Below are 19,974 nucleotides of genomic sequence, written 5' to 3'. Positions count from 1 at the left end.
AAGTGTAAGAACAGGAGGAAGAAAGATGTTAGATAAAAAGGTAGTAGAATTGTTAAATCAGCAGGTAAACAAGGAGTTTTATTCCGCATATCTGTATCTGGATTTTTCCAACTATTATTATAATGAGGGGCTGGATGGTTTCGGTAACTGGTACAAGATCCAGGCACAGGAAGAACGGGATCATGCCATGCTGTTTATCCAGTATCTGCAGAACAACGGTGAGCAGGTCGTACTGGAAGCGATCGATAAACCGCAGATCGACCTGACAAGTGCAAAAGCAGTGTTGGCGGAGGGACTCAAACATGAGCAGTATGTCACCGGTCTGATCCACAATATTTATGATGCGGCATATTCTGTAAAAGATTTCCGCACTATGCAGTTTTTGGACTGGTTTGTAAAAGAACAGGGAGAGGAAGAGACAAACGCAGATAATCTCGTGAAAAAATACGAACTGTTCGGCGGAGATCCGAAGAGCTTGTATATGCTGGACAATGAACTTGGCGCACGGGTATATTCCGCACCGTCTCTGGTACTTTAATTATGAACCGGGAGAAAGTGATCTGTGCCTGTCATCATGTGACGGCAGGGGAGATCGAAGATGCGGTAAAAGATGGAGCAGCTTCATTTAAAGAAGTGAAAAAGTTGACCAAAGCGGGAAAAAGCTGTGGTAAATGCAAGAAAAAGGTGAAAAAATTTATGGAGGCTATTCTGGAAGAGCAAAATATTGAGAATCCGGAATGCGTCTGCGCAGAACCGGGACGGGATGCGGAAAGGGAGACGCAGCCGATGAAATATGATTTTACAACGATCATGGATCGGCGCGGAAAAGATGCGATCGCAGTGGACGAGATCCCATTTGAGAACGTGGAAGTAAAAGAGGGATTTGACCGGATCCCGATGTGGGTTGCGGATATGAACTTCCAGACGGTCCCGACCGTGGCGGAAGCGATCATCGAGAGAACCAAACATCGTGCATATGGATATTTTATGCCGAGAGAAGAGTACTATGACGCAATTATTAACTGGCAAAAGACACGAAATCATGTCGAGGGACTTACAAAAGAATGTATCGGATATGAAAATGGCGTGCTGGGCGGTGTGGTCAGCGCGTTAAATGTGTTCTGTTCCAGAGGAGACAAAGTGCTTCTGCATTCTCCGACTTATGTAGGGTTTACCCATGCGCTTGAGAACAACGGTTACGATATCGTCCACAGTCCGCTGAAACGGGATGAAGACGGGATCTGGAGAATCGATTTTGAGGATATGGAACAGAAATTAAAAGAACAGCATATCCATGCCGCGGTATTCTGTTCCCCGCATAATCCATGCGGACGTGTGTGGGAGCGTTGGGAACTGGAGCGCGTGATGGAGCTGTACCGTAAATATGACGTGATGGTCGTGTCCGATGAGATCTGGTCAGACATCATTCTGGACGGATATACGCATATCCCGACACAGTCAGTTTCGGAGGATGCCAAACAGCGCACGGTTGCACTTTATGCGCCGTCGAAGACATTTAATCTGGCAGGTCTGATCGGAAGTTATCATATTATTTACAATCCACAGATCCGCGACCGGGTGATGAAAGAATCGTCATTGTCTCATTATAATATGATGAACGTTCTTTCCATGCATGCCTTGATCGGTGCGTACAAACCGGAGGGACAGGAATGGGTGGACGAACTTTGTAAAGTGCTGAGCGGCAATGTGGACTATGCCTGGAATTATATCCGGGAACATTTTAAAGGGGTATCTGTTTCCAGACCACAGGGAACTTACATGCTTCTTCTGGATTGTACACAGTGGTGTGAGGAACATAAAAAGACGATCGACGAAGTACAGCGCGCAGGCGTGGAAGTCGGCGTGATCTGGCAGGACGGACGTCCGTTCCACAGTCCGTGCGGAATCCGGATGAATCTGGCGCTTCCGCGTGTGCTCGTGGAAGAGGCATTTGACAGACTGAATAAGTATATATTTGCGGAATGTTAAATCTATGTAAAATCATGGTTAAATAAACGAAAATCTAGTTTAAGTTCTTGTAAAATCGTGTTACAATGTGAACCGGTGTCGATTCCAAAGGGAAACGCACCGGTTTAAAAAGGAGAAAAGAATTCGATTTTAGGAGAATGAGAAAATGGAATTGAAAGATTTACTGTCATTGCTTGGCGGACTGGCGTTGTTCCTGTACGGAATGCAGATGATGAGCAACGGTCTGGAAACGGCTGCCGGCAACAAGATGAAGCAGATCCTCGAGAAACTGACTTCCAACCGTATCAAAGCGGTTCTGGTCGGAGCTGTGATCACGGCGGTGATCCAGTCTTCTTCCGCAACGACTGTCATGGTAGTCGGATTTGTAAACTCGGGACTGATGACACTGAACCAGGCTGTATGGATCATCATGGGAGCCAACATCGGTACAACGATCACCGGTCAGTTGATCGCACTTGATATCGGAGCGATCGCGCCGCTGATCGCATTTCTCGGCGTTGCCTGCATCATGTTTATGAAGAATGAAAAAGCGAGACATATCAGTGAGATTTTTGCGGGACTCGGTGTGCTGTTCATCGGAATGGACATGATGAGCAGTTCGATGCAGCCGCTCCGGGATTCGGCAATGTTCATGGACTTTATGACAAGCTTTTCCAACCCGCTGCTTGGAATTCTCGTCGGCGCGGTATTTACCGCGATCATCCAGTCTTCTTCCGCATCGGTCGGTATTTTGCAGGCGCTTGCCGCGACGGGGATGATCCCGCTGTCCAGTGCGGTGTATATTCTGTTTGGTCAGAATATCGGAACTTGTATCACAGCCGTACTCGCTTCGATCGGAACAAAGACGAATGCCAAACGTACGACAGTGATCCATCTGCTGTTCAATATCATCGGAACGACGGTATTTACGATCATATGTATGGTGACGCCGTTCGTACAGCTGATGGAATCTATCACAGCAGATCCGGTAGCGCAGATCGCCAATACACATACGGCATTTAACATCGTGACCACATTATTGCTTCTGCCGTTCGGAAACAAACTGGCAGAGATTGCCGTGAAGATTCTTCCTGACAATGAAAAAGAGGAAGAGACGATCCAGAAACTGATGTATATCCGTCCGTTTGAGAGCAACTATCCGGTGGGACATGCCGCAGTGGTGATCTCGCAGATCCAGCGTGAGATCGACCGTATGCTCGAAAAAACAAGAAAGAATGTGGAGCAGAGTTATGATGCGGTGCTCGCAGGAGACGCGGGACGGCTGGAAGAGATACAGGAGCGGGAAGATTATATCGATTATCTGAACGGTGAGATCGCCCGCTATATCGTAAGTCTGATGTCAGTGGAAATGTCGGAACGGGACACAAAGAGTATCAACAGCTATTATCTGATGCTCGGAAATGTGGAACGGATCGGAGACCATGCGATCAATATTGCGGAATACACCCAGTTTATGAAAAAATGGGAGATCCGTCTTACAGAAGAAGAAAAAGAAGAGATCGTGAAGATGAAAGAGATCAGCCGCCAGACGTTGGAAGCCTTGTCTCTGGAAGACGAGACGAAATCAGCAGAAATCCTCGCACGGGTTTCCGAGGGTGAAAAAGAGATCGACGAGATGCAGAAGAAGTATCTGAAACGTCAGATCAAACGTGCGAAAAAAGGAGAAAGCAAAGCAGAGTGCGGAATTATGTTCTCTGAGATGCTGACCGATTTTGAACGGATCGGAGATTACGCGCTGAACGTGGCGCAGTTATATGATGAGATGGCGTAAGCCATCTCATTTTGTCGTAAGGAAGAGTTGTAAAGAAGAGTCGTAAAGAAGAGGAGAAACATATGAAAATATATGCCGCGCCACTGGAGGGAATCACAGGATATGTGTTCCGCAATGCCTTTCACAGTTGTTTTGACTGTGTGGACAAATATTTTATCCCGTTTATCAATCCGAACCAGCACGGACATTTGAGCAGCAGGGAACGGCAGGATATCCTGCCGGAAAATAATCAGGGGATGTACGCAGTTCCGCAGATTTTGACGAACTGCGCGGAAGATTTTCTGCGTACGGCGAAAAAACTTTCCCAGTATGGATACACGGAGATCAATTTGAATCTGGGATGTCCGTCCAAGACCGTAGTGACAAAAGGACGCGGATCCGGTTTTTTGGCATTTCCGGAAGAACTGGACCGGTTTCTGGATAAGATTTTTTCTGAAACGGAGACAGAAATCTCGGTCAAGACGCGGATCGGAAAAGAGCAGCCGGAAGAATTTGAAAAGATTCTGGAAATCTACAATCGATATCCGATGAAAGAGCTGATCGTCCATCCGCGGGTACAGCAGGATTTTTATAAAAACCATCCGAATCTGGAGGTGTTTGCCGAGGTGATGAAAAACAGCAAAAATCCGATCTGCTACAACGGCGATCTGTTTTCTTACGCGGATTATAAAACATTTACGGAACAATTCCCGGATGTGGACACGGTGATGATCGGGAGAGGGCTTTTGATGGATCCGGGGCTGACAAGGCAGATCAAGACGGGAGAAAAGCTTCGGAAAGAGGAATTGAAAGCTTACCATGACAAAGTATATCTCGGATATCAGAACGTGCTGAGCGGAGATAAGACGATCCTGTTTAAAATGAAAGAGTTCTGGGGATTTTTGGCGCCAGCATTTACACACTATGAAAAATATGCCAAGAAGATCAAAAAATCCGAACGGCTGTATGCTTATGAGGCAGCGGTGGAAGCCTTGTTTTCGGAACAGGATCTTGCTATAGATTCCCGGTAGGAAATCTGTGGCACGAAAACCGGGACCGAAAAACTGATACTGAAAAACTGATAAAAAAACCTCTTTACTTTTTGGTGCGTATGTGCTAATATAAATGATGCGTTCAGTGATCGTTAAGATTTTTGAACGGTAAAGATTATACGTCTGTAGCTCAGTGGATAGAGCGATGCCCTCCGGAGGCATGTGCGGCGGTTCGACTCCGCCCAGACGTGTATTTTTTATGCGCATACACTTTACTTCTGTGAAGTGAAAAAGTGATAAAGAGAAAAGTTTATAAAAAGTTGAGGGGCGAGGAAATTGCACGGTTATAAAAATGCATTTAAAAAGGCGTTTCCGTATACGATCCCGGTGCTGACAGGATACTTGTTTATCGGGATTGCGTTTGGAGTGATGTATGCGGAAAAAGGATATTCCGCATGGTGGGCGGTTCTTATGAGTCTGCTTGTCTATGCTGGTTCGGGACAGTATCTGGCAGTCCGGTTCTTTGTTCCGGGGATTTCGTTTTTTCAGGTGATCTTCATGACATTGATGGTGAATATCCGTCATGTGTTTTACGGTTTATCGCTGCTTGGGAAATTCAACCGTATGGGGAAGAAGCGCTGGTATATGATCTTCGGACTGACCGATGAAACGTATTCTCTTCTGTGTACGACAAAAGTGCCGGAGGAAGTGGATGAGGAAAAATTTTTGTTTGCGATCGCGATCCTGGATCAGAGTTATTGGGTGATCGGTTCTTTTATCGGCGGCGTATTAAAAAGTGTTCTGCCGTTTAATGCCGAGGGGATCGAGTTTGCAATGACCGCATTGTTTATCGTGATCTTTTTGGAACAGTGGATGGAGAAAAAGAACCGGATTCCTGCGTTGATCGGCGTTGTATCAGCGGTCGTATGCCTGCAGATCTTCGGAAGCGGAAGTTTTGTCCTGCCGACGATGATCGTATGTATCGGGATTTTATTTTTATTGAGAAAACGTCTGGAGGTGGAAACATGCCGGTAAGTGTGGGAGTATCTTTGGCGATCATTCTGACGGTTGCGGTAACGACGTTTGCGACGAGAGCGCTGCCGTTCCTTGTATTTCCAAAAGGAAAGGCGATTCCGAAGACGATAGAATATCTTGGAAGTGTGCTGACCCCGGCGGTGATCGGAATGTTGGTCGTGTATTGTCTGAAAGATACGCCGGTGATGACGGCGCCGCATGGGCTGCCGGAGTTGATCGCAGCAGGAACGGTAGTGGCACTGCATTTGTGGAAACGGAACAATCTGCTGAGTATCGGAGGCGGGACGATTTTATATATGGTTCTTGTGCAGACGGTATTTTAATATGTCCGGATCATAAAAATAAAAAGCGGGAAACAAAAAAGCTTCCGTAAAAGAGGATTGGATGAGAAAACTCTTTTACGGAAGCTTTTGTCTGTTGTGACAAAGCAGTCCGGTCAATGGATCTGAGGAACTGCTTTGTGTGAAAGATCAGATCAGATTCAGCTTTCTTGTCAGGATCAGATGGGTGATCACATATTGTATGACTGCCATGACGGCTGAAAGCACAAGACTGATCAGAAACGTCCCGGTTAAATAGGTTGACATGGAAGCGGCTTCATTGACCGTATTTGCGGACAAGGCAATTCCGGGCAGCAGCTTGAAGATGATAAGCGCGCCCATGCTGAGTGCGTAAATGATCATGTAAAAAATAAAGTAGACGATCACGCTGAGTAAAAGCCGATGCGCCGGAAAAAGCTGACCGATGGAAATACTGGCATAAAGCATCAACACATTGCTGCCGACGCCGATGATGGATAACAGGACCATCAGCAGGAAAAATTTTGAAAGCGGCATGCCGAGGGAGGCTGTAAATTCCGCTGCGATCATCCGATAGGCATTTTGTACGTTCGGGGAAATCCACATAAAATATGTAGCCGAATACAACAGGATCAGATCCAGGATGTTCCAGATGCATCCGGAGAGGATCTTTGCCCAAAGCTGCTGTACCGGGGAAGCCGGAAGCGTCCAGGTCAGGTAGCCCTCGTCCGTAAACAGATTTTTATAAAACCTGGCGGCGATCAGCAGGGCGGTTGCCAGAGAAACTACGCTGAATAACAGGACAAATGCGGAGAAGAACAAAACCAGTACGGATACAAGTTGTTCGGTAGGCGCGTCAAAATCGATCCGATCCAGGAAGAAAACACGTCCGAAGATCGCTGCGATCCACAGCAGAGCATGGATGACGATAAAGATTTTTGCACCATATTTCAAGTCGTATTTGATCAGTTTTTTTAACATTTGAACACCTCCCGGAACAGGCTGTCCACAGATTTTCCACGGTCGGTACGGATCTCATCGACAGAAGCGTTGAGCGCAAGCTGTCCGTTCTGGATAAACAGTACCCGATCCAGGATATTTTCAATATCTGTGATCAGATGTGTGGAAATCAAAAGTGTTGCGTCTTCGTTGTAATTTTTCAGGATCATCCTTAGAATATAATCCCGTGCAGCCGGATCGACACCGCCGATCGGCTCGTCTAAAATGTAAAGCTGGGCGTCGCGGCTCATGACGAGGATCAGCTGTACTTTTTCTTTTGTCCCCTTGGAAAGCGCGCGAAGTCTCATGGATGGATCAATCTCAAGGTCGCGGAGCATGCCGGTTGCTGTTTCCAGACTGAAATCATCATAAAATGCTGCAAAGTACGTCAGCATCTCCTGTACTTTCATATGCGGATTGATGTAACTGCGTTCAGGAAGATAGGAAACGATCTTTTTCGTTGCCGGAGAGGGCGCCATCTGTCGGATCATGACCTGACCGGCAGTCGGCGTGAGCAGCCCGTTGATGAGCTTGATCAGTGTGGTCTTGCCGCTTCCGTTGGGACCTAAAAGTCCTACGATCTGTCCTTTTTCCAGTGTCAGATCCAGATTGGATAAGGCATAAAAATTGCCGTATTTTTTGGTCAGAGACTGACACTCAAGTATTACGTTCTCATTCATTGTTCTGTCTCCTTTTTTATCGCTTCCGTGACAAGTTCGAGGATTTCTTCATCGCAAAAACCAAGTTGTCTCATGCTTGTAAAGAAATCGTGGATATGTGTTTTTGCCAGTTCACTTTTCATATGACTCAGAAGCTTTTTGTCTTCGGTAATAAAACGTCCGCTTGTTCTTTGAGAATAGACGAGTCCGCTGCGTTCCAGTTCGGACAGTGCTTTCTGCATTGTATTTGGATTGACGGCGGCTTCCAGCGCAAGTTCGCGCACGGAAGGGATCTTACCGCCAGGTTGATAAACTCCCTTGATGATATCTTGCTGGATTCGTTCCATAAGCTGCAGGTAAATTGGTCGGTCATTTTCTAAATCCCATGGCATCAAATTCACCTCATTTTCTAAAATTCGTTCGATTTAAAGTCCCGCATCTGCGCATCTGCGAGACTTGCTGCCGGGAAGCGCTCCAGTGCATACTGGAGCGCTTCTCGGCAGTTCTCACAGAAAGCTGTATTAACTATATAATACAATAATATGGTCATTCCTCAGATTTGTCAAGAGAAAGCGCGCAAAATCTGTTCGGGGAGATCCGGGCAAAATGTTCCGCTGCGCAGCATTTCGATTTCATATTTATAAGGCGCATAAGACTTTTTCTTGTTCTCGGGATCCGGGATATACGGCGTCTCCAGAATCTTCGGGACATTTTCAAAGTCTTTATGTGTCACAATATAATGAAGCGCGTCAAAACCGATCTCTCCGAAGCCGATATTGGCATGACGGTCTTTGGCAGCACCGCGTGGATTTTTACTGTCGTTGATATGGAAGACGGCAATCTGATCTTTTCCGAGGATCCGGTCGAATTCTCCGATGACGTCATCGAACTGATGGACAATATCGTAGCCGCTGTCGTTCGTGTGGCAGGTATCGAAACAGACGCGGAGTTTGTCGTTGTAAACGACGCCATCGTAGATCCGTGCCAGCTCCTCAAAAGTCCGTCCGATTTCAGAACCCTTTCCGGCCATGGTTTCCAGCGCGATACAGCAGTCTGTGCCGGCAGTCAGCACTTCGTTCAATCCTTTGATGATCTGCTTTGTGCCGGCTTCTGCTCCGGCTCCCACATGTGCGCCCGGATGGAGGATCAACGTGTGGCTTTTGCATGCGACCGTACGCTGGATCTCTTTGTTCAGAAATTCGACTGCCAGTTCAAAGGTTTCCGGTTTGACGGAATTTCCAAGGTTGATGATGTAAGGGGCATGCACGACGATCTCATCGATGCCGTGTTCTTTCATATATTCCCAGGCCGGTTCGATATTCAGTTCACTTAATTCTTTCCGGCGGGTATTCTGCGGTGCACCGGTATAAAACATAAATGTGTTGGCACCGTAGGAGACGGCTTCTTTGACTGAGCCGAGCAGCATCTCTTTTCCGCTCATGCCGACATGGGATCCGATTTTTAATGGTTTCATATCCTGTATCCTTTCCGGATGCCTTTTCGTGCCGGAAATTCCCCGGATCAAGGGGAAAGCAAGACTCCGGAACGGGGCATCCTCAACAATATTTTTCAACTTGCTAGAAACTATTATAGATGATAAAATAGCAAAGGAAAAGAAGAGATTTAAGAAAGAGAGTTGGAAGCGATTTCTCTGAGAAGGAGTGAAGATATGAAAACATTGCTGAATCTTATTACTGCGGAGATGGAGCAGGCGTTTCAGGCGGCAGACTATGATCCGTCTTATGCGAAAGTGACTCTGTCTAATCGACCGGATCTTTGCGAGTACCAGTGTAATGGTGCAATGGCAGCCGCAAAAGCTTATAAAAAGGCGCCGATCATGATAGCAAACGATGTAGTAGAACATTTAAAGGGATGCGAATGCTTTGAAACAGCAGAGGCGGTCAACCCGGGATTTATCAATTTAAAAGTAAGTCCGGCGTATGTGGCGGCATATTTGAATGAGATGGCTCAGGATCCGGCGCTTGGCGTGGAGAAAGAAGTGAACCCGAAGACGATCATGGTAGATTACGGCGGACCGAACGTGGCAAAGCCGCTTCATGTCGGACATTTACGTTCCGCGATCATCGGCGAGAGTGTCAAACGGATCGCGCGTCTGAAAGGGAATAAAGTGATCGGAGATATCCATCTGGGAGACTGGGGATACCAGATGGGACTGATCATCACCGAACTGCAGAAACGTCAGCCGGAACTTCCGTATTTTGACGAAAACTTTGCGGGAGAGTATCCGGAAGAAGCCCCGTTTACGATCGGCGAGCTGGAAGAGATTTATCCGACAGCAAGCGCATATGCGAAAGAGCATGAAGAATATAGGGAAAAAGCATTGCAAGCAACCTATTTGCTGCAGAACGGACACCGTGGATACCGGGCGATCTGGAAACACATCATGCATGTGTCTGTGGAAGATCTGAAGAAGAACTATCAGAATCTGAATGTGGAATTCGACCTCTGGAAAGGCGAGGCGGATGCGCAGAAATATATCCCGGGCATGGTAGAGATGCTCAAAGAGAAAGGATTTGCTCATTATGATGAGGGCGCGCTTGTTGTGGATGTTCAGGAAGAGACGGACAAAAAAGAAGTGCCGCCGTGTATGATCCTGAAATCAGACGGAGCCGCGTTGTATGATACGACGGATCTTGCGACGCTCGTAGAGAGAGAAGAACTGTATCAGCCGGATGAGGTGATCTATGTTGTGGACAAGCGGCAGGAACTTCATTTTGTGCAGGTATTCCGCTGTGCGAAGAAGACCGGGATCGTGCGTCCGGATGTGGATCTGAAATTCCTCGGATTCGGTACGATGAACGGAAAAGACGGCAAACCGTTCAAGACAAGAGAGGGCGGTGTGATGCGTCTGGAAAATCTGATCCGTGAGATCAACGAGGAGATGCTCAAAAAGATCACCGACAACCGGACGGTATCCGAAGAAGAGGCGAAGAAGACGGCGCAGACAGTCGGGCTTGCGGCGATCAAATACGGAGATCTCTCCAATCAGGCGTCCAAAGATTATGTGTTTGATGTGGATCGTTTCACATCCTTTGAGGGAAATACAGGTCCGTATATTCTGTATACGATCGTGCGGATCAAGTCGATCCTGAATAAATATGTCGAGAGCGGCGCTTCTCTGGACGGACTCTCCATCTGCGAGGCGGGAAGTGATTTTGAGAAAGCGCTGATGCTTGAGACCGCGAAATTCAACGATATGATCGACACCGTTTATGAAGAAACCGCGCCGCATAAAATCTGCGCGTATATTTATGATACGGCAAACGCGTTCAACAAATTTTATCATGAGACAAAGATCCTGACGGAAGAGGATGAGAAAAAGCGTGCCGGATATATCGCGCTTCTGAAGCTGACAAAAGAGGTGCTGGAGACCTGTATCGATCTGCTTGGATTTGAAGCGCCGGAGAGGATGTAAAAAAGAAGATGACGCAGAAGTTATTTTATGAAGACAGCTTTATGAAAACATTTTCTGCACAAGTATTGGAATGCTGTCCGGATGAGGAGGGGTATCAGATCGTCCTTGACCGGACAGCGTTTTTCCCGGAGGGCGGAGGACAATATGCAGACCGCGGACATTTAAATCAGATCTGTGTGACGGATGTGCAGGAAAAGGATGGGAAAATCTATCACAAGACAAAATATGCGATTGAACCGGGAACTTGTGTTGAGGGTGAGATCGACTGGGCGGAACGTTTTATGAAGATGCAGCAGCATTCCGGAGAGCATATCGTATCCGGGCTTGTGCATGAGAGATTTCATTATAAGAATGTAGGATTTCATCTCGGAAGTGAAAACTGTACGATGGATTTCGACGGAGAGTTGACAAAAGAAGAACTCCATGAAATTGAATTATGCGTAAATGAAGCGGTGTTTCAGAATCTGGAAGTACAGATCCTCTATCCGTCGGACAAAGAACTTGCGGCGATGGAATACCGGAGCAAGATTGAGATCGAGGGACAGGTGCGGATCGTCGTTGTCCCCGGATATGATGTCTGTGCATGCTGCGCGCCGCATGTGAAGCGTACCGGTGAGATTGGACTGATCAAGCTGACCAATGTACAGCGGTATAAAGGAGGCGTCCGTGTGACGATGCTTTGTGGCAGCAGAGCGCTTCGGGATTATGACCGGAAGCTGACGGCAGTGAAACAGATCGGAGCGGCGCTCTGTGCGAAAGAAGATGAGACTGCGGAAGCAGTTGCCCATTTACAGGAAGAATGCGCACAGTTGAAACAGAAGCTCCATAAGCAGCAGTTGGAATTGCTGAAATATAAGGTAAAAGAGATTGCGGATGACGAGGAGTTTGTCTGTCTGTTTGAAGAAGAGCTGGAGGGAGAAGCTCCCCGTCTGCTGATGAATCAGGTACTGGATCAGGGACACGCCCTGTGCGCGGTATTTTGCGGCGGCAAGGAGGGCGCATACCGTTATGTGATCGGCAGCCGTGTGTTCTCCCTGCGGGAACTGGTGCGGGAGCTGAATGCAGAATTTGGAGGAAGAGGCGGCGGAAAGCCGGAGATGGTGCAAGGAACTCTTCATGGAAAAGAAGAGGAATTGAGGGCGTGGATACAGAAGAAAGCGAGGATGTTGAAAGATGAATAGATCACCGCAGAGACGAGGTTTCCTGTATTTCGCCGGACCGTTGTTTTTGTATTGGATCATAGAGTTTGGGGCACAAATGATCGGGGAACTTTTTGTGATGATCCCGCATGCAATGGAAATTGTCAGTGCGGGGGGCGGTTCTCTGGAATGGGAGTCGCAGGAACAAATGCAGGAGGCTATGCTTCCGATGTATATGAAAGCAGTGGAGATCTTTATGCAGTATCAGGTGGAGATCATGACATTTGCGGCCCTTTGCACAATTCCGCTGACTTGGTTCCTGTTTCGGAGAGGGCATAAGCCGGACGTTAAAAATCCGTTGTTCGATCAGGAAAAAGCAGCTTTGCCGAAATATCTGTGGATCGTATTATTTGGCGTTGTATTTTGTATAGGGGCAAATATGCTGATCGCGATGAGCCAGCTTGCGTTTGTGGATCCATCCTATCAGCAGGCGTCGGATGTATTTTATTCGGCAGCATTTGCCGTGCAGATCGTAGGATTGGGAATTGTCACACCGCTGGCGGAAGAATTGATGTTCCGCGGTGTGCTGTTTGGACGCTGCCGGGAGCAAATGGGATTTTACCGGGCGGCGATCTGGTCTTCCCTCTTTTTCTCCATGATCCATGGCAATATGATCCAGATGGTGTATGCGCTCGCACTTGGAATGTTCCTGTGTTATGCCTATGAGAAATTCGGATCTTTGAAAGCGTCGGTGCTGCTTCATATTACGATCAATATGGTATCGCTTATCGCTACAAAAGCAGGGCTTTTAACCTGGCTTTGCATGTCGCCGGGACGTCTTGCATTCGGTGTGATCGGCTGTGCGTTTGTCGGAGCGGTCGTGTTTGTGAATATCCAAAAGTGTTCGGATAACCGGATCGGAAAAGAGCAGCGGACGCCACAGCCGCCGGACGAACCGACAGGATGGCAATAAAGAGGGGCGAAGATAAACTACTGCAAAATGCTTGGAAGAAGCTGCAAAAACAGCTTTAAAAACTGTTACAAAAATGTTAAAAACTTATTGCAAAATATGCGGAGTTCTAGTATAATGCTGTTTGAATAGTAAACAGTGATAATAAGAATCCCGCGTATTTTGCTTTTTTTAGTAAAAAGATTGAAAAGTTTTGGGAAATGTTGTATGATGAAGCAGATATGTGGGGACATAGATAATTAATTGTATAAGGACAGGTGGAAAAATGAAATTTAAGAAAGTACGCAGTATCCTGCTTGTACTTGCTTTGTCGTGTTCTATGATCGTAACGCCGGTACTGGCGGCACCGACCGTAGAAGAGGCAACAGCAGCGGCAGATCAGGCAGCAGCGAACCAGGCAAATCTCGAATCTCAGAAAGCCAGTGCACAGGGAGAAGTCAGTGCTTTACAGAATCAGCTGAACTCTTTGATGACGAAGATGAATGAACTGGAGACCCAGTTGATCGAGAATGGTCAGAAGATCACACAGGCTGAGGCAGATTTGCAGGTGGCAGAAGAAAAAGAACAGCAGCAGTATGAAGATCTGAAGCTTCGTATCAAATATATGTATGAGGAAGGCGAAGGATCCGCACTTGAGAGAATCCTTTCTTCCGGAAGTATCGCAGAAGTTTTAACGCAGGCTGAGTATGTACAGAAAGTACATGAGTATGACAGAGATCAGCTGGAAGTTTATCAGGAGACTGTCAATGAGGTCGCAGAACTGAAACAGACATTGGAGACGGATCGTGCGAATCTGCAGAGTCTGGAAAGCCAGTATCAGTCGCAGTCGGAAGAATTGAACAATACGATCAATTCCAAAAGTTCCGAGATCGCAAATCTGGATTCCATGATTCAGGAAGCGGCTCGTGTTGCTGTGGAGGCATCACAGGCAAAAGCGGCGGCAGAGCAGAAAGCGGCTGAGGAAGCGGCAAAGCAGAATCAGGTGAATAATAATAACCCGGCAGGCGGTGGTACGGGAACGAACAGCGGCGGAACAACGAATACTCCGGCACCGGAAGAGACTCCGACGCCGGATGCAGGCGGAAACACAGCTCCGACACCGGAACCGGATCCGGCACCACAGCCGAATTATGATGTGAATACAGGGAATGCGATCGTAGACCGGGCATATAGCTGGGTCGGCAATGCGGAATATGTATGGGGAGCGTGCTCTCCGGGAGCGTTTGACTGTTCGGGATTCGTATCCTACTGTCTGACAGGCGCTTATAGCAGACTTGGGACAACCTACACATTTTTGACATGGCCGCAGGTAAGCGATCCGCAGCCGGGGGATGTATGTGTAAATGCAGATCACTGCGGTATCTATATCGGCGGAGGTCAGATGATCCATGCAGCCACATATGGAGTTGGTGTCATTGTAGGACCGGTTCAGAGCGGTATGATTTATGTTCGCTACTAAAGATTTTTTACATAGATAAAGTACAAAAGAATATGTAACGTACAGAAGAATATTTAAAGTACAGAAGACTTTGCGAAATACAAAAGAGACAGCCATTTCCTGGATCGTGAGATTCGGGAAGCGGCTGTTTTGGATTTGCTGATAGTTGATATCTGATCACAGACTTGAATGGTATATGGATTATTTCGCAGGTACGATCTCCAGCCAGTATCCGTCAGGATCTTCGATGAAATAAATTCCCATTGCCGGATTCTCGAAGCAGACACATCCCATCTCTTTGTGTTTCGCAAGGGCAGCGTCAAAATCATCGACCTCAAATGCGAGATGGATCTCATTGTCTCCGAGTTCATACGGGCGATCCATGTCTCTGAGCCATGTGAGTTCCAAAAGGTGCGGCGTTGCGCCGTCTCCGAGATATACGAGCGTAAAACTGCCGTCTTCGGCATCTTTCCGTCTTGTCTCGGTCAATCCCAAAGCTTCCTTGTAAAAAGAGAGAGATCTGTCGAGATCGAATACGTTCAGGTTGTTATGTGCAAATGTAAAGTTCATGACTGTACTCCTTTCTGCAATCTTGTTGCTGAATGCAGTGTTTGTGATAATCGTATCCATTCTATCACAAGAAAATTATAGGGAAAAGCCTTGCAATTACAGGATGGTTATGATAAAATGTGAACGTTGCAAAAAAACACGCATACAGGCAACTCCACAGGTGCCTAATCCTGCGAGGCAGGACGGTTTGGAGACAGGGAACAGTATGCGGAAGATTAAAACCAATTGGAGGAAGAAACATGAGCGTTATTTCAATGAAACAGCTGTTGGAAGCCGGTGTTCATTTTGGACATCAGACAAGAAGATGGAACCCTAAGATGGCTCCGTACATCTACACAGAGAGAAACGGAATCTACATCATCGATCTGCAGAAATCCGTAGGAATGGTTGACAATGCATACCAGGCAGTTGCTGATATCGCAGCTGAGGGCGGCACGATCCTGTTCGTAGGAACAAAGAAACAGGCACAGGATGCGATCAGAACAGAGGCTGAGCGCTGCGGAATGTTCTATGTTAACGAGAGATGGCTTGGAGGTATGCTGACAAACTTCAAGACGATCCAGAGCCGTATCCAGAGACTGAAAGATATCGAGAGAATGGCTGAGGACGGAACATTTGACGTACTGCCGAAGAAAGAAGTTATCGAGATCAAAAAAGAATGGGATAAACTTGAGAAGAACCTTGGCGGTATCAAAGAGATGAAGAGAATCCCGGACGCAATCTTCGTAGTTGATCCGAAGAAAGAAAGAATCTGTGTTCAGGAAGCACATACACTGGGAATTCCGTTGATCGGTATTTGTGATACAAACTGTGATCCGGAAGAACTGGATTATGTAATCCCGGGTAACGATGACGCTATCAGAGCAGTGAAACTGATCGTTTCTAAGATGGCTGATGCTGTTATCGAAGCAAATCAGGGAGCAGCAGAAGAAGCATATTATGAAGATGCTGAGGAAGCAGTAGCTGAAGAGGCTGTAGAAGAGTAAGAACGACTTGAATGCTTCAGCCTGTTAAAGGTACAGGCTGGGGCATTTTTAGTTGAATGTATGCGAAAATAGTCCGTGGGGATTATTTTGAGTTGATGTGAAACTGAAAAAATGTTGAGGAGGACACAATCATGGCAATCACAGCAAGCATGGTAAAAGAACTGAGAGAAATGACAGGCGCAGGCATGATGGACTGCAAAAAAGCTCTGAACGAAACAAACGGAGATATGGATGCAGCAGTTGAATACCTGAGAAAGAACGGACAGGCAAAAGCTGAGAAAAAAGCTGGAAGAATCGCAGCAGAGGGTATCGTTAAAACTGTTGTAAAAGATGATAAAGTAGCAGCAATCGTAGAAGTTAACTCTGAGACAGACTTCGTAGCAAAGAACGCAGAGTTCCAGGGATTCGTTGAGGAAGTTGCTAACCAGGCAGCAGACAGCGATGCGGCAGACATGGATGCTTTCATGGCAGAGGTATGGGCAGCTGATCCGAGCAAGACTGTAAAAGACGCTCTGGTAGAGAAGATCGCAGTGATCGGAGAGAACTTGAGCATCAGAAGATTTGAGAAGATCGTGACAGACGGATGTGTTGTATCTTACATCCACGGCGGCGGACGTATCGGTGTTCTGATCGAAGCTGAGACAGACGTAGTGAATGATGAGATCAAAGGATGCTTAAGAAATGTAGCTATGCAGGTAGCGGCGATGTATCCGAAGTATGTATCCCGTGCAGAAGTATCTCAGGAATACATGGATCATGAGAAAGAGATTCTTCTTGCTCAGGCTAAGAAAGAGAATCCGGAGAAACCGGACAACATCATCGAGAAGATGATCATCGGACGTCTGAACAAAGAGATGAAAGAGATCTGTCTGTTAGACCAGACATACGTTCAGGACAGCGATCTGACAGTTACAAAATATGTAGAGAAAGTTGCAAAAGAGAACGGTGCAAACGTAACAGTTAAGAAATTCGTTCGTTTCGAGACAGGCGAAGGTCTGGAGAAGAAACAGGAAGATTTTGCTGCAGAAGTAGCTGCACAGATGGGAAACTAATTTATCAATCGTAAGACTGGTAAAAAGCGAATTAAATAGCGTATTTAAGCGGTTTCTGGCTATTTTGACAAGTGTTATAAACTACTGTAAAATCTCACAAAATATCGTGCTATTTTGGGTACAGATTGGGTAGGGTATTGGGTAAAGAAATTTACCCAACCTCTTAACGAGGAATGTGCTTGTTGTTTAAAATAGAAAGGGAACGCTGTGAGTGATTGAGGGCATATTGTGTAAGTACAATATGTCCTTAAATTTTTGAGAAAAGTAATGCTAAAGGCTAGGGAATGTGATAGAATGACAGAAATAAACAAATTAGAAGTTGCGGAGGTGTGCAAATGAAAAGGGAATTAGGAATTGTAGAACATAAGGACATTGACGATGAATGACAGACAGTACTGATTTCGGAGCGAAAGATTTCGATTCATACCACAGCAACTGATAAGAATGGTAAGAAAGAAATCGAAGCTGGAAAAGATTTGACAATTGTGGATACGGTTACTTTAGATGGATTGGAATCGGTACGAACTATAAGTTGTCTGGCGGGCAGATGATTAAGGCAGAAAATACAAAGCTGCTCATTGATGGAAAAGAAGTTACCAATGATTATGAATTTATTGCTGATAAGGGAAAAATGGAAGTGCAGATTGAGTTTACTTTCGACGGCAGCACTCTTGGAGGAGCAGATATTGGATAGTCCACAGGCTGTTGTAGAATTGATGGCGAAGGAGTTATCTCAATATGACAGAGAAGTATTTTGTATCCTGAATATGAAAAATAATGGACAGATAATCAATATGAATCTGGTTAGTGTGGGAACAATCAATGCATCATTAGTAATTCCCATGGAAGTTTTTAAGAGCAGTATTCTGGCAAATGCTTCTGCAATTATCGGACTTCATAATCATCCCAGTGGTAATGTGAAACCATCAAAAGAGGATATGATTGTTACGAGAAAGCGGCAGAAGTGTGGACAGCTATTGGGAATAGAATTGCTGGATCATATCATTGTCGGTGGAACTAATGGAAAGATGCTGAATATGACAGGAAGGATGGATTGGGAGAGATAGAAGAAAAAAGAATTAGAAGTTTTTATTTATTGTAATATTTCATGTAGCGGCATTATTAAAATAGTGTCGCTACGAAAAGCTGACTTATACATTGATATTATATGCATAACTCAAAATAAAATTGTTAAAAATAGAAAAAAGAAACAATATATAACGAAAAAATCTCTAAATAAGAATATATATTGATTGAGAGAAGAGTAAAACATATAATAAAGGTGGAGGTGTATAAGAATGTTAGTAAAAGTAAGTGTTGAAAATTTTAAATCTTTTGATAAAGCAGCAGAGCTGACAATGATTTCCTCAAATAAAATACGAACAAATGCAAATCACAGGTTAAAGATAAAAAGTACCCAGTTATTAAAATATGCAGTAGTTTATGGAGCAAATGCATCTGGAAAGACCAATCTGGCATTGTTCTTTAAATTTTTTAAAGATAGTGTCTGCAATGGTATTCCGATAGAAGCTACACAGATGTTTTGTAAGAATCGGAAAGAGAATAAGGAACGAGAAAGTAGTTTTGAAATTCAGATTACTGTAGGTGACAAATTTTATGCCTATGGTTTTTCTGCAGTTTTAAGCAGACGAAAAGTAACCGGAGAATGGTTATATGAATTATATCAGAATGGTTCAGCAAAATGTCTCTTTGAACGAGAAGGAAGCAAACGTCCGGTGTTAAATGATGGCATTACGCTGACAAACACAGAAAAAAATAAATTTGAAACCTATGCAGATGATTTTGAAGGAAATGAAACATCTTTGTTCCTGACAGAAATGAATCGCGGGAAAAAATATAGCACACGATCTAAATTATTGTTCTTTCGAGATGTATATGATTGGATTCAGAATCATATTTCGATTATCACACCGGATACGCCATTGATTGATTTGGAATATTATTATGATGATAATTCGCTGAAGCTGATTAACAAATTGATCAAAACATTTGATACGGGTATCAGCCAGGTGAAAATAGAAGAAATTACATTGGATGAGTTATCAAATGCATTGCCAAAATCAGTATTTGATAAGCTGATGCAGCATGTAAAAAATAGAATGGAAGAGCAGGAAGAACCATCATTCAGAATGACGATGAGGTCGAAGGAAACTTTCTTTAATATCGAAGTTGAAGGACATTCTGAACCGAAGGTCACAACAATCCGGTTGCATCATAATAAGTCATTTTATGAGTTTGGATTTGATGAAGAATCAGATGGAACAAGAAGATTATTTGATTTGATGGATATGCTGTTGAATAAACGAGAAGATGTTCTTTATGTTGTGGATGAATTGGAGAGAAGCTTACATCCGAAGCTGACAGAGCGATTTTTGCAATTGTTTATGCAGTTACATGATGAGCAGCGTATGCAGCTATTGTTTACCACACATGAATCATCCATTATGGATCAGGCTATATTTAGGAGAGACGAAATCTGGTTTGTAGAACGTAACGCAGAAAATGCAAGCTCTAAGTCATTACCACCACTTCAAGTGGTGGTTTGAATTGGCCCTAATAAGGGCCGGTTACATGCTCGCCCAAAAGGGCGGGTATCGCAAGCATTGTTACTGGTCCGCTATAAAGCGGTACTTCTTAAA

General features: G+C 45.3%; 19 protein-coding genes, 1 tRNA gene and 1 pseudogene. 16 read left to right on the top strand and 5 right to left on the bottom strand.

Features of this window, described 5'->3' with window-relative positions; translation table 11 throughout:
• Positions 1 to 25 precede the first annotated feature (25 nt).
• The 7 genes from I2H87_RS12930 to I2H87_RS12900 all read left to right on the top strand — a co-directional run bounded on the left by I2H87_RS12930 (position 26) and on the right by I2H87_RS12900 (position 6,089).
• Entirely contained in the window at positions 26 to 538 is a 513-nt protein-coding gene (locus tag I2H87_RS12930; RefSeq protein WP_022151737.1) for a ferritin, read from the top strand.
• 2 nt (positions 539 to 540) lie between these two features.
• On the top strand, positions 541 to 1,989 hold the full coding sequence (locus I2H87_RS12925; protein ID WP_083460707.1) for an aminotransferase class I/II-fold pyridoxal phosphate-dependent enzyme: 1,449 nt from the start codon (positions 541 to 543) through the stop codon (positions 1,987 to 1,989).
• A 145-nt stretch (positions 1,990 to 2,134) separates the two neighbouring features.
• Positions 2,135 to 3,760 carry a Na/Pi cotransporter family protein gene (locus tag I2H87_RS12920; protein WP_009268683.1) on the top strand — a complete coding sequence of 542 codons (1,626 nt, stop codon included), beginning with the start codon at positions 2,135 to 2,137 and terminating at the stop codon, positions 3,758 to 3,760.
• A gap of 62 nt (positions 3,761 to 3,822) precedes the next feature.
• On the top strand, positions 3,823 to 4,770 hold the full coding sequence (locus I2H87_RS12915; protein ID WP_054702914.1) for a tRNA dihydrouridine synthase: 948 nt from the start codon (positions 3,823 to 3,825) through the stop codon (positions 4,768 to 4,770).
• 140 nt (positions 4,771 to 4,910) lie between these two features.
• A tRNA-Arg gene (locus I2H87_RS12910) sits at positions 4,911 to 4,982 on the top strand.
• A gap of 85 nt (positions 4,983 to 5,067) precedes the next feature.
• Positions 5,068 to 5,766: an AzlC family ABC transporter permease gene (locus I2H87_RS12905; RefSeq protein ID WP_009268681.1), complete on the top strand. Its 699-nt coding sequence runs from the start codon at positions 5,068 to 5,070 to the stop codon at positions 5,764 to 5,766.
• Positions 5,757 to 6,089, top strand: coding sequence for a branched-chain amino acid transporter permease (locus tag I2H87_RS12900; RefSeq protein WP_009268680.1), 333 nt, complete (start codon positions 5,757 to 5,759; stop codon positions 6,087 to 6,089). The genes I2H87_RS12905 and I2H87_RS12900 overlap by 10 nt, the downstream gene beginning before the upstream one ends.
• A gap of 147 nt (positions 6,090 to 6,236) precedes the next feature.
• Here the strand turns inward: I2H87_RS12900 and I2H87_RS12895 are convergent, their stop codons facing one another.
• From I2H87_RS12895 to I2H87_RS12880, 4 genes are all read right to left on the bottom strand, one after another.
• Positions 6,237 to 7,046 (bottom strand): hypothetical protein, encoded by an 810-nt coding sequence (locus I2H87_RS12895; RefSeq protein ID WP_009268679.1) that lies wholly within the window; start codon positions 7,044 to 7,046, stop codon positions 6,237 to 6,239.
• Entirely contained in the window at positions 7,040 to 7,744 is a 705-nt protein-coding gene (locus I2H87_RS12890; RefSeq protein ID WP_009268678.1) for an ABC transporter ATP-binding protein, read from the bottom strand. The genes I2H87_RS12895 and I2H87_RS12890 overlap by 7 nt, the downstream gene beginning before the upstream one ends.
• Positions 7,741 to 8,115, bottom strand: a complete 375-nt coding sequence (locus I2H87_RS12885; RefSeq protein WP_009268677.1) for a GntR family transcriptional regulator — start codon at positions 8,113 to 8,115, stop codon at positions 7,741 to 7,743. The genes I2H87_RS12890 and I2H87_RS12885 overlap by 4 nt, the downstream gene beginning before the upstream one ends.
• 170 nt (positions 8,116 to 8,285) lie before the next feature.
• Complete coding sequence (locus I2H87_RS12880; RefSeq protein WP_009268676.1) at positions 8,286 to 9,197, bottom strand: deoxyribonuclease IV; 912 nt, start codon at positions 9,195 to 9,197, stop codon at positions 8,286 to 8,288.
• A gap of 195 nt (positions 9,198 to 9,392) precedes the next feature.
• On the opposite strand from I2H87_RS12880, the gene argS reads away from it, so the two are divergent.
• The 4 genes from argS (at position 9,393) to I2H87_RS12860 (ending at position 14,727) form a co-directional block, all read left to right on the top strand.
• Positions 9,393 to 11,159 (top strand): arginine--tRNA ligase, encoded by a 1,767-nt coding sequence (gene argS, locus I2H87_RS12875; RefSeq protein ID WP_022151734.1) that lies wholly within the window; start codon positions 9,393 to 9,395, stop codon positions 11,157 to 11,159.
• Positions 11,160 to 11,167: 8 nt separating this feature from the next.
• Positions 11,168 to 12,340 (top strand): alanyl-tRNA editing protein, encoded by a 1,173-nt coding sequence (locus I2H87_RS12870; protein ID WP_195610228.1) that lies wholly within the window; start codon positions 11,168 to 11,170, stop codon positions 12,338 to 12,340.
• Positions 12,333 to 13,271, top strand: a complete 939-nt coding sequence (locus I2H87_RS12865) for a CPBP family intramembrane glutamic endopeptidase (protein ID WP_009268673.1) — start codon at positions 12,333 to 12,335, stop codon at positions 13,269 to 13,271. Before I2H87_RS12870 ends, I2H87_RS12865 begins: the two co-directional genes overlap by 8 nt.
• 262 nt (positions 13,272 to 13,533) lie before the next feature.
• The gene (locus I2H87_RS12860; RefSeq protein WP_009268672.1) at positions 13,534 to 14,727 is read left to right on the top strand and encodes a coiled-coil domain-containing protein; all 1,194 of its coding nucleotides are present in this window, start codon (positions 13,534 to 13,536) and stop codon (positions 14,725 to 14,727) included.
• 180 nt (positions 14,728 to 14,907) lie between these two features.
• On the opposite strand, the gene I2H87_RS12855 is transcribed toward I2H87_RS12860, so the two are convergent.
• Positions 14,908 to 15,276 (bottom strand): VOC family protein, encoded by a 369-nt coding sequence (locus I2H87_RS12855; RefSeq protein WP_009268671.1) that lies wholly within the window; start codon positions 15,274 to 15,276, stop codon positions 14,908 to 14,910.
• Between the two features lie 239 nt (positions 15,277 to 15,515).
• Between I2H87_RS12855 and rpsB the strand changes: the two genes are divergently transcribed.
• The 5 genes and pseudogenes from rpsB (at position 15,516) to I2H87_RS12830 (ending at position 19,881) form a co-directional block, all read left to right on the top strand.
• Positions 15,516 to 16,262 (top strand): 30S ribosomal protein S2, encoded by a 747-nt coding sequence (gene rpsB, locus I2H87_RS12850; RefSeq protein ID WP_117551661.1) that lies wholly within the window; start codon positions 15,516 to 15,518, stop codon positions 16,260 to 16,262.
• A gap of 131 nt (positions 16,263 to 16,393) precedes the next feature.
• Complete coding sequence (gene tsf / locus I2H87_RS12845; RefSeq protein WP_195610227.1) at positions 16,394 to 17,314, top strand: translation elongation factor Ts; 921 nt, start codon at positions 16,394 to 16,396, stop codon at positions 17,312 to 17,314.
• A 353-nt stretch (positions 17,315 to 17,667) separates the two neighbouring features.
• Positions 17,668 to 18,002: pseudogene (locus tag I2H87_RS12840) on the top strand (VaFE repeat-containing surface-anchored protein); the annotation flags it as partial.
• Entirely contained in the window at positions 18,001 to 18,381 is a 381-nt protein-coding gene (locus I2H87_RS12835; RefSeq protein ID WP_243273938.1) for a JAB domain-containing protein, read from the top strand. The pseudogene I2H87_RS12840 and the gene I2H87_RS12835, both read left to right, overlap by 2 nt.
• 231 nt (positions 18,382 to 18,612) lie before the next feature.
• On the top strand, positions 18,613 to 19,881 hold the full coding sequence (locus I2H87_RS12830) for an AAA family ATPase (protein ID WP_243273937.1): 1,269 nt from the start codon (positions 18,613 to 18,615) through the stop codon (positions 19,879 to 19,881).
• The last annotated feature ends 93 nt before the right edge of the window (positions 19,882 to 19,974 follow it).

It is taken from the genome of Mediterraneibacter glycyrrhizinilyticus (genome assembly GCF_015560805.1).
Taxonomy (GTDB): domain Bacteria; phylum Bacillota; class Clostridia; order Lachnospirales; family Lachnospiraceae; genus Schaedlerella; species Schaedlerella glycyrrhizinilytica_A.
This window is presented reverse-complemented; position numbering and strand designations above follow the sequence as displayed.

What these genes read in the sequence shown, in the direction of transcription:
- I2H87_RS12895 (WP_009268679.1), bottom strand. Translation starts at nt 7,046, where the DNA reads ATGTTAAAAAAACTGATCAAATACGACTTGAAATATGGTGCAAAAATC.
- I2H87_RS12915 (WP_054702914.1), top strand. Translation starts at nt 3,823, where the DNA reads ATGAAAATATATGCCGCGCCACTGGAGGGAATCACAGGATATGTGTTC.
- rpsB (WP_117551661.1), top strand. Translation starts at nt 15,516, where the DNA reads ATGAGCGTTATTTCAATGAAACAGCTGTTGGAAGCCGGTGTTCATTTT.
- I2H87_RS12870 (WP_195610228.1), top strand. Translation starts at nt 11,168, where the DNA reads ATGACGCAGAAGTTATTTTATGAAGACAGCTTTATGAAAACATTTTCT.
- I2H87_RS12930 (WP_022151737.1), top strand. Translation starts at nt 26, where the DNA reads ATGTTAGATAAAAAGGTAGTAGAATTGTTAAATCAGCAGGTAAACAAG.
- I2H87_RS12890 (WP_009268678.1), bottom strand. Translation starts at nt 7,744, where the DNA reads ATGAATGAGAACGTAATACTTGAGTGTCAGTCTCTGACCAAAAAATAC.
- I2H87_RS12920 (WP_009268683.1), top strand. Translation starts at nt 2,135, where the DNA reads ATGGAATTGAAAGATTTACTGTCATTGCTTGGCGGACTGGCGTTGTTC.
- tsf (WP_195610227.1), top strand. Translation starts at nt 16,394, where the DNA reads ATGGCAATCACAGCAAGCATGGTAAAAGAACTGAGAGAAATGACAGGC.
- I2H87_RS12830 (WP_243273937.1), top strand. Translation starts at nt 18,613, where the DNA reads ATGTTAGTAAAAGTAAGTGTTGAAAATTTTAAATCTTTTGATAAAGCA.
- argS (WP_022151734.1), top strand. Translation starts at nt 9,393, where the DNA reads ATGAAAACATTGCTGAATCTTATTACTGCGGAGATGGAGCAGGCGTTT.
- I2H87_RS12880 (WP_009268676.1), bottom strand. Translation starts at nt 9,197, where the DNA reads ATGAAACCATTAAAAATCGGATCCCATGTCGGCATGAGCGGAAAAGAG.
- I2H87_RS12885 (WP_009268677.1), bottom strand. Translation starts at nt 8,115, where the DNA reads ATGCCATGGGATTTAGAAAATGACCGACCAATTTACCTGCAGCTTATG.
- I2H87_RS12860 (WP_009268672.1), top strand. Translation starts at nt 13,534, where the DNA reads ATGAAATTTAAGAAAGTACGCAGTATCCTGCTTGTACTTGCTTTGTCG.
- I2H87_RS12925 (WP_083460707.1), top strand. Translation starts at nt 541, where the DNA reads ATGAACCGGGAGAAAGTGATCTGTGCCTGTCATCATGTGACGGCAGGG.
- I2H87_RS12855 (WP_009268671.1), bottom strand. Translation starts at nt 15,276, where the DNA reads ATGAACTTTACATTTGCACATAACAACCTGAACGTATTCGATCTCGAC.
- I2H87_RS12865 (WP_009268673.1), top strand. Translation starts at nt 12,333, where the DNA reads ATGAATAGATCACCGCAGAGACGAGGTTTCCTGTATTTCGCCGGACCG.
- I2H87_RS12900 (WP_009268680.1), top strand. Translation starts at nt 5,757, where the DNA reads ATGCCGGTAAGTGTGGGAGTATCTTTGGCGATCATTCTGACGGTTGCG.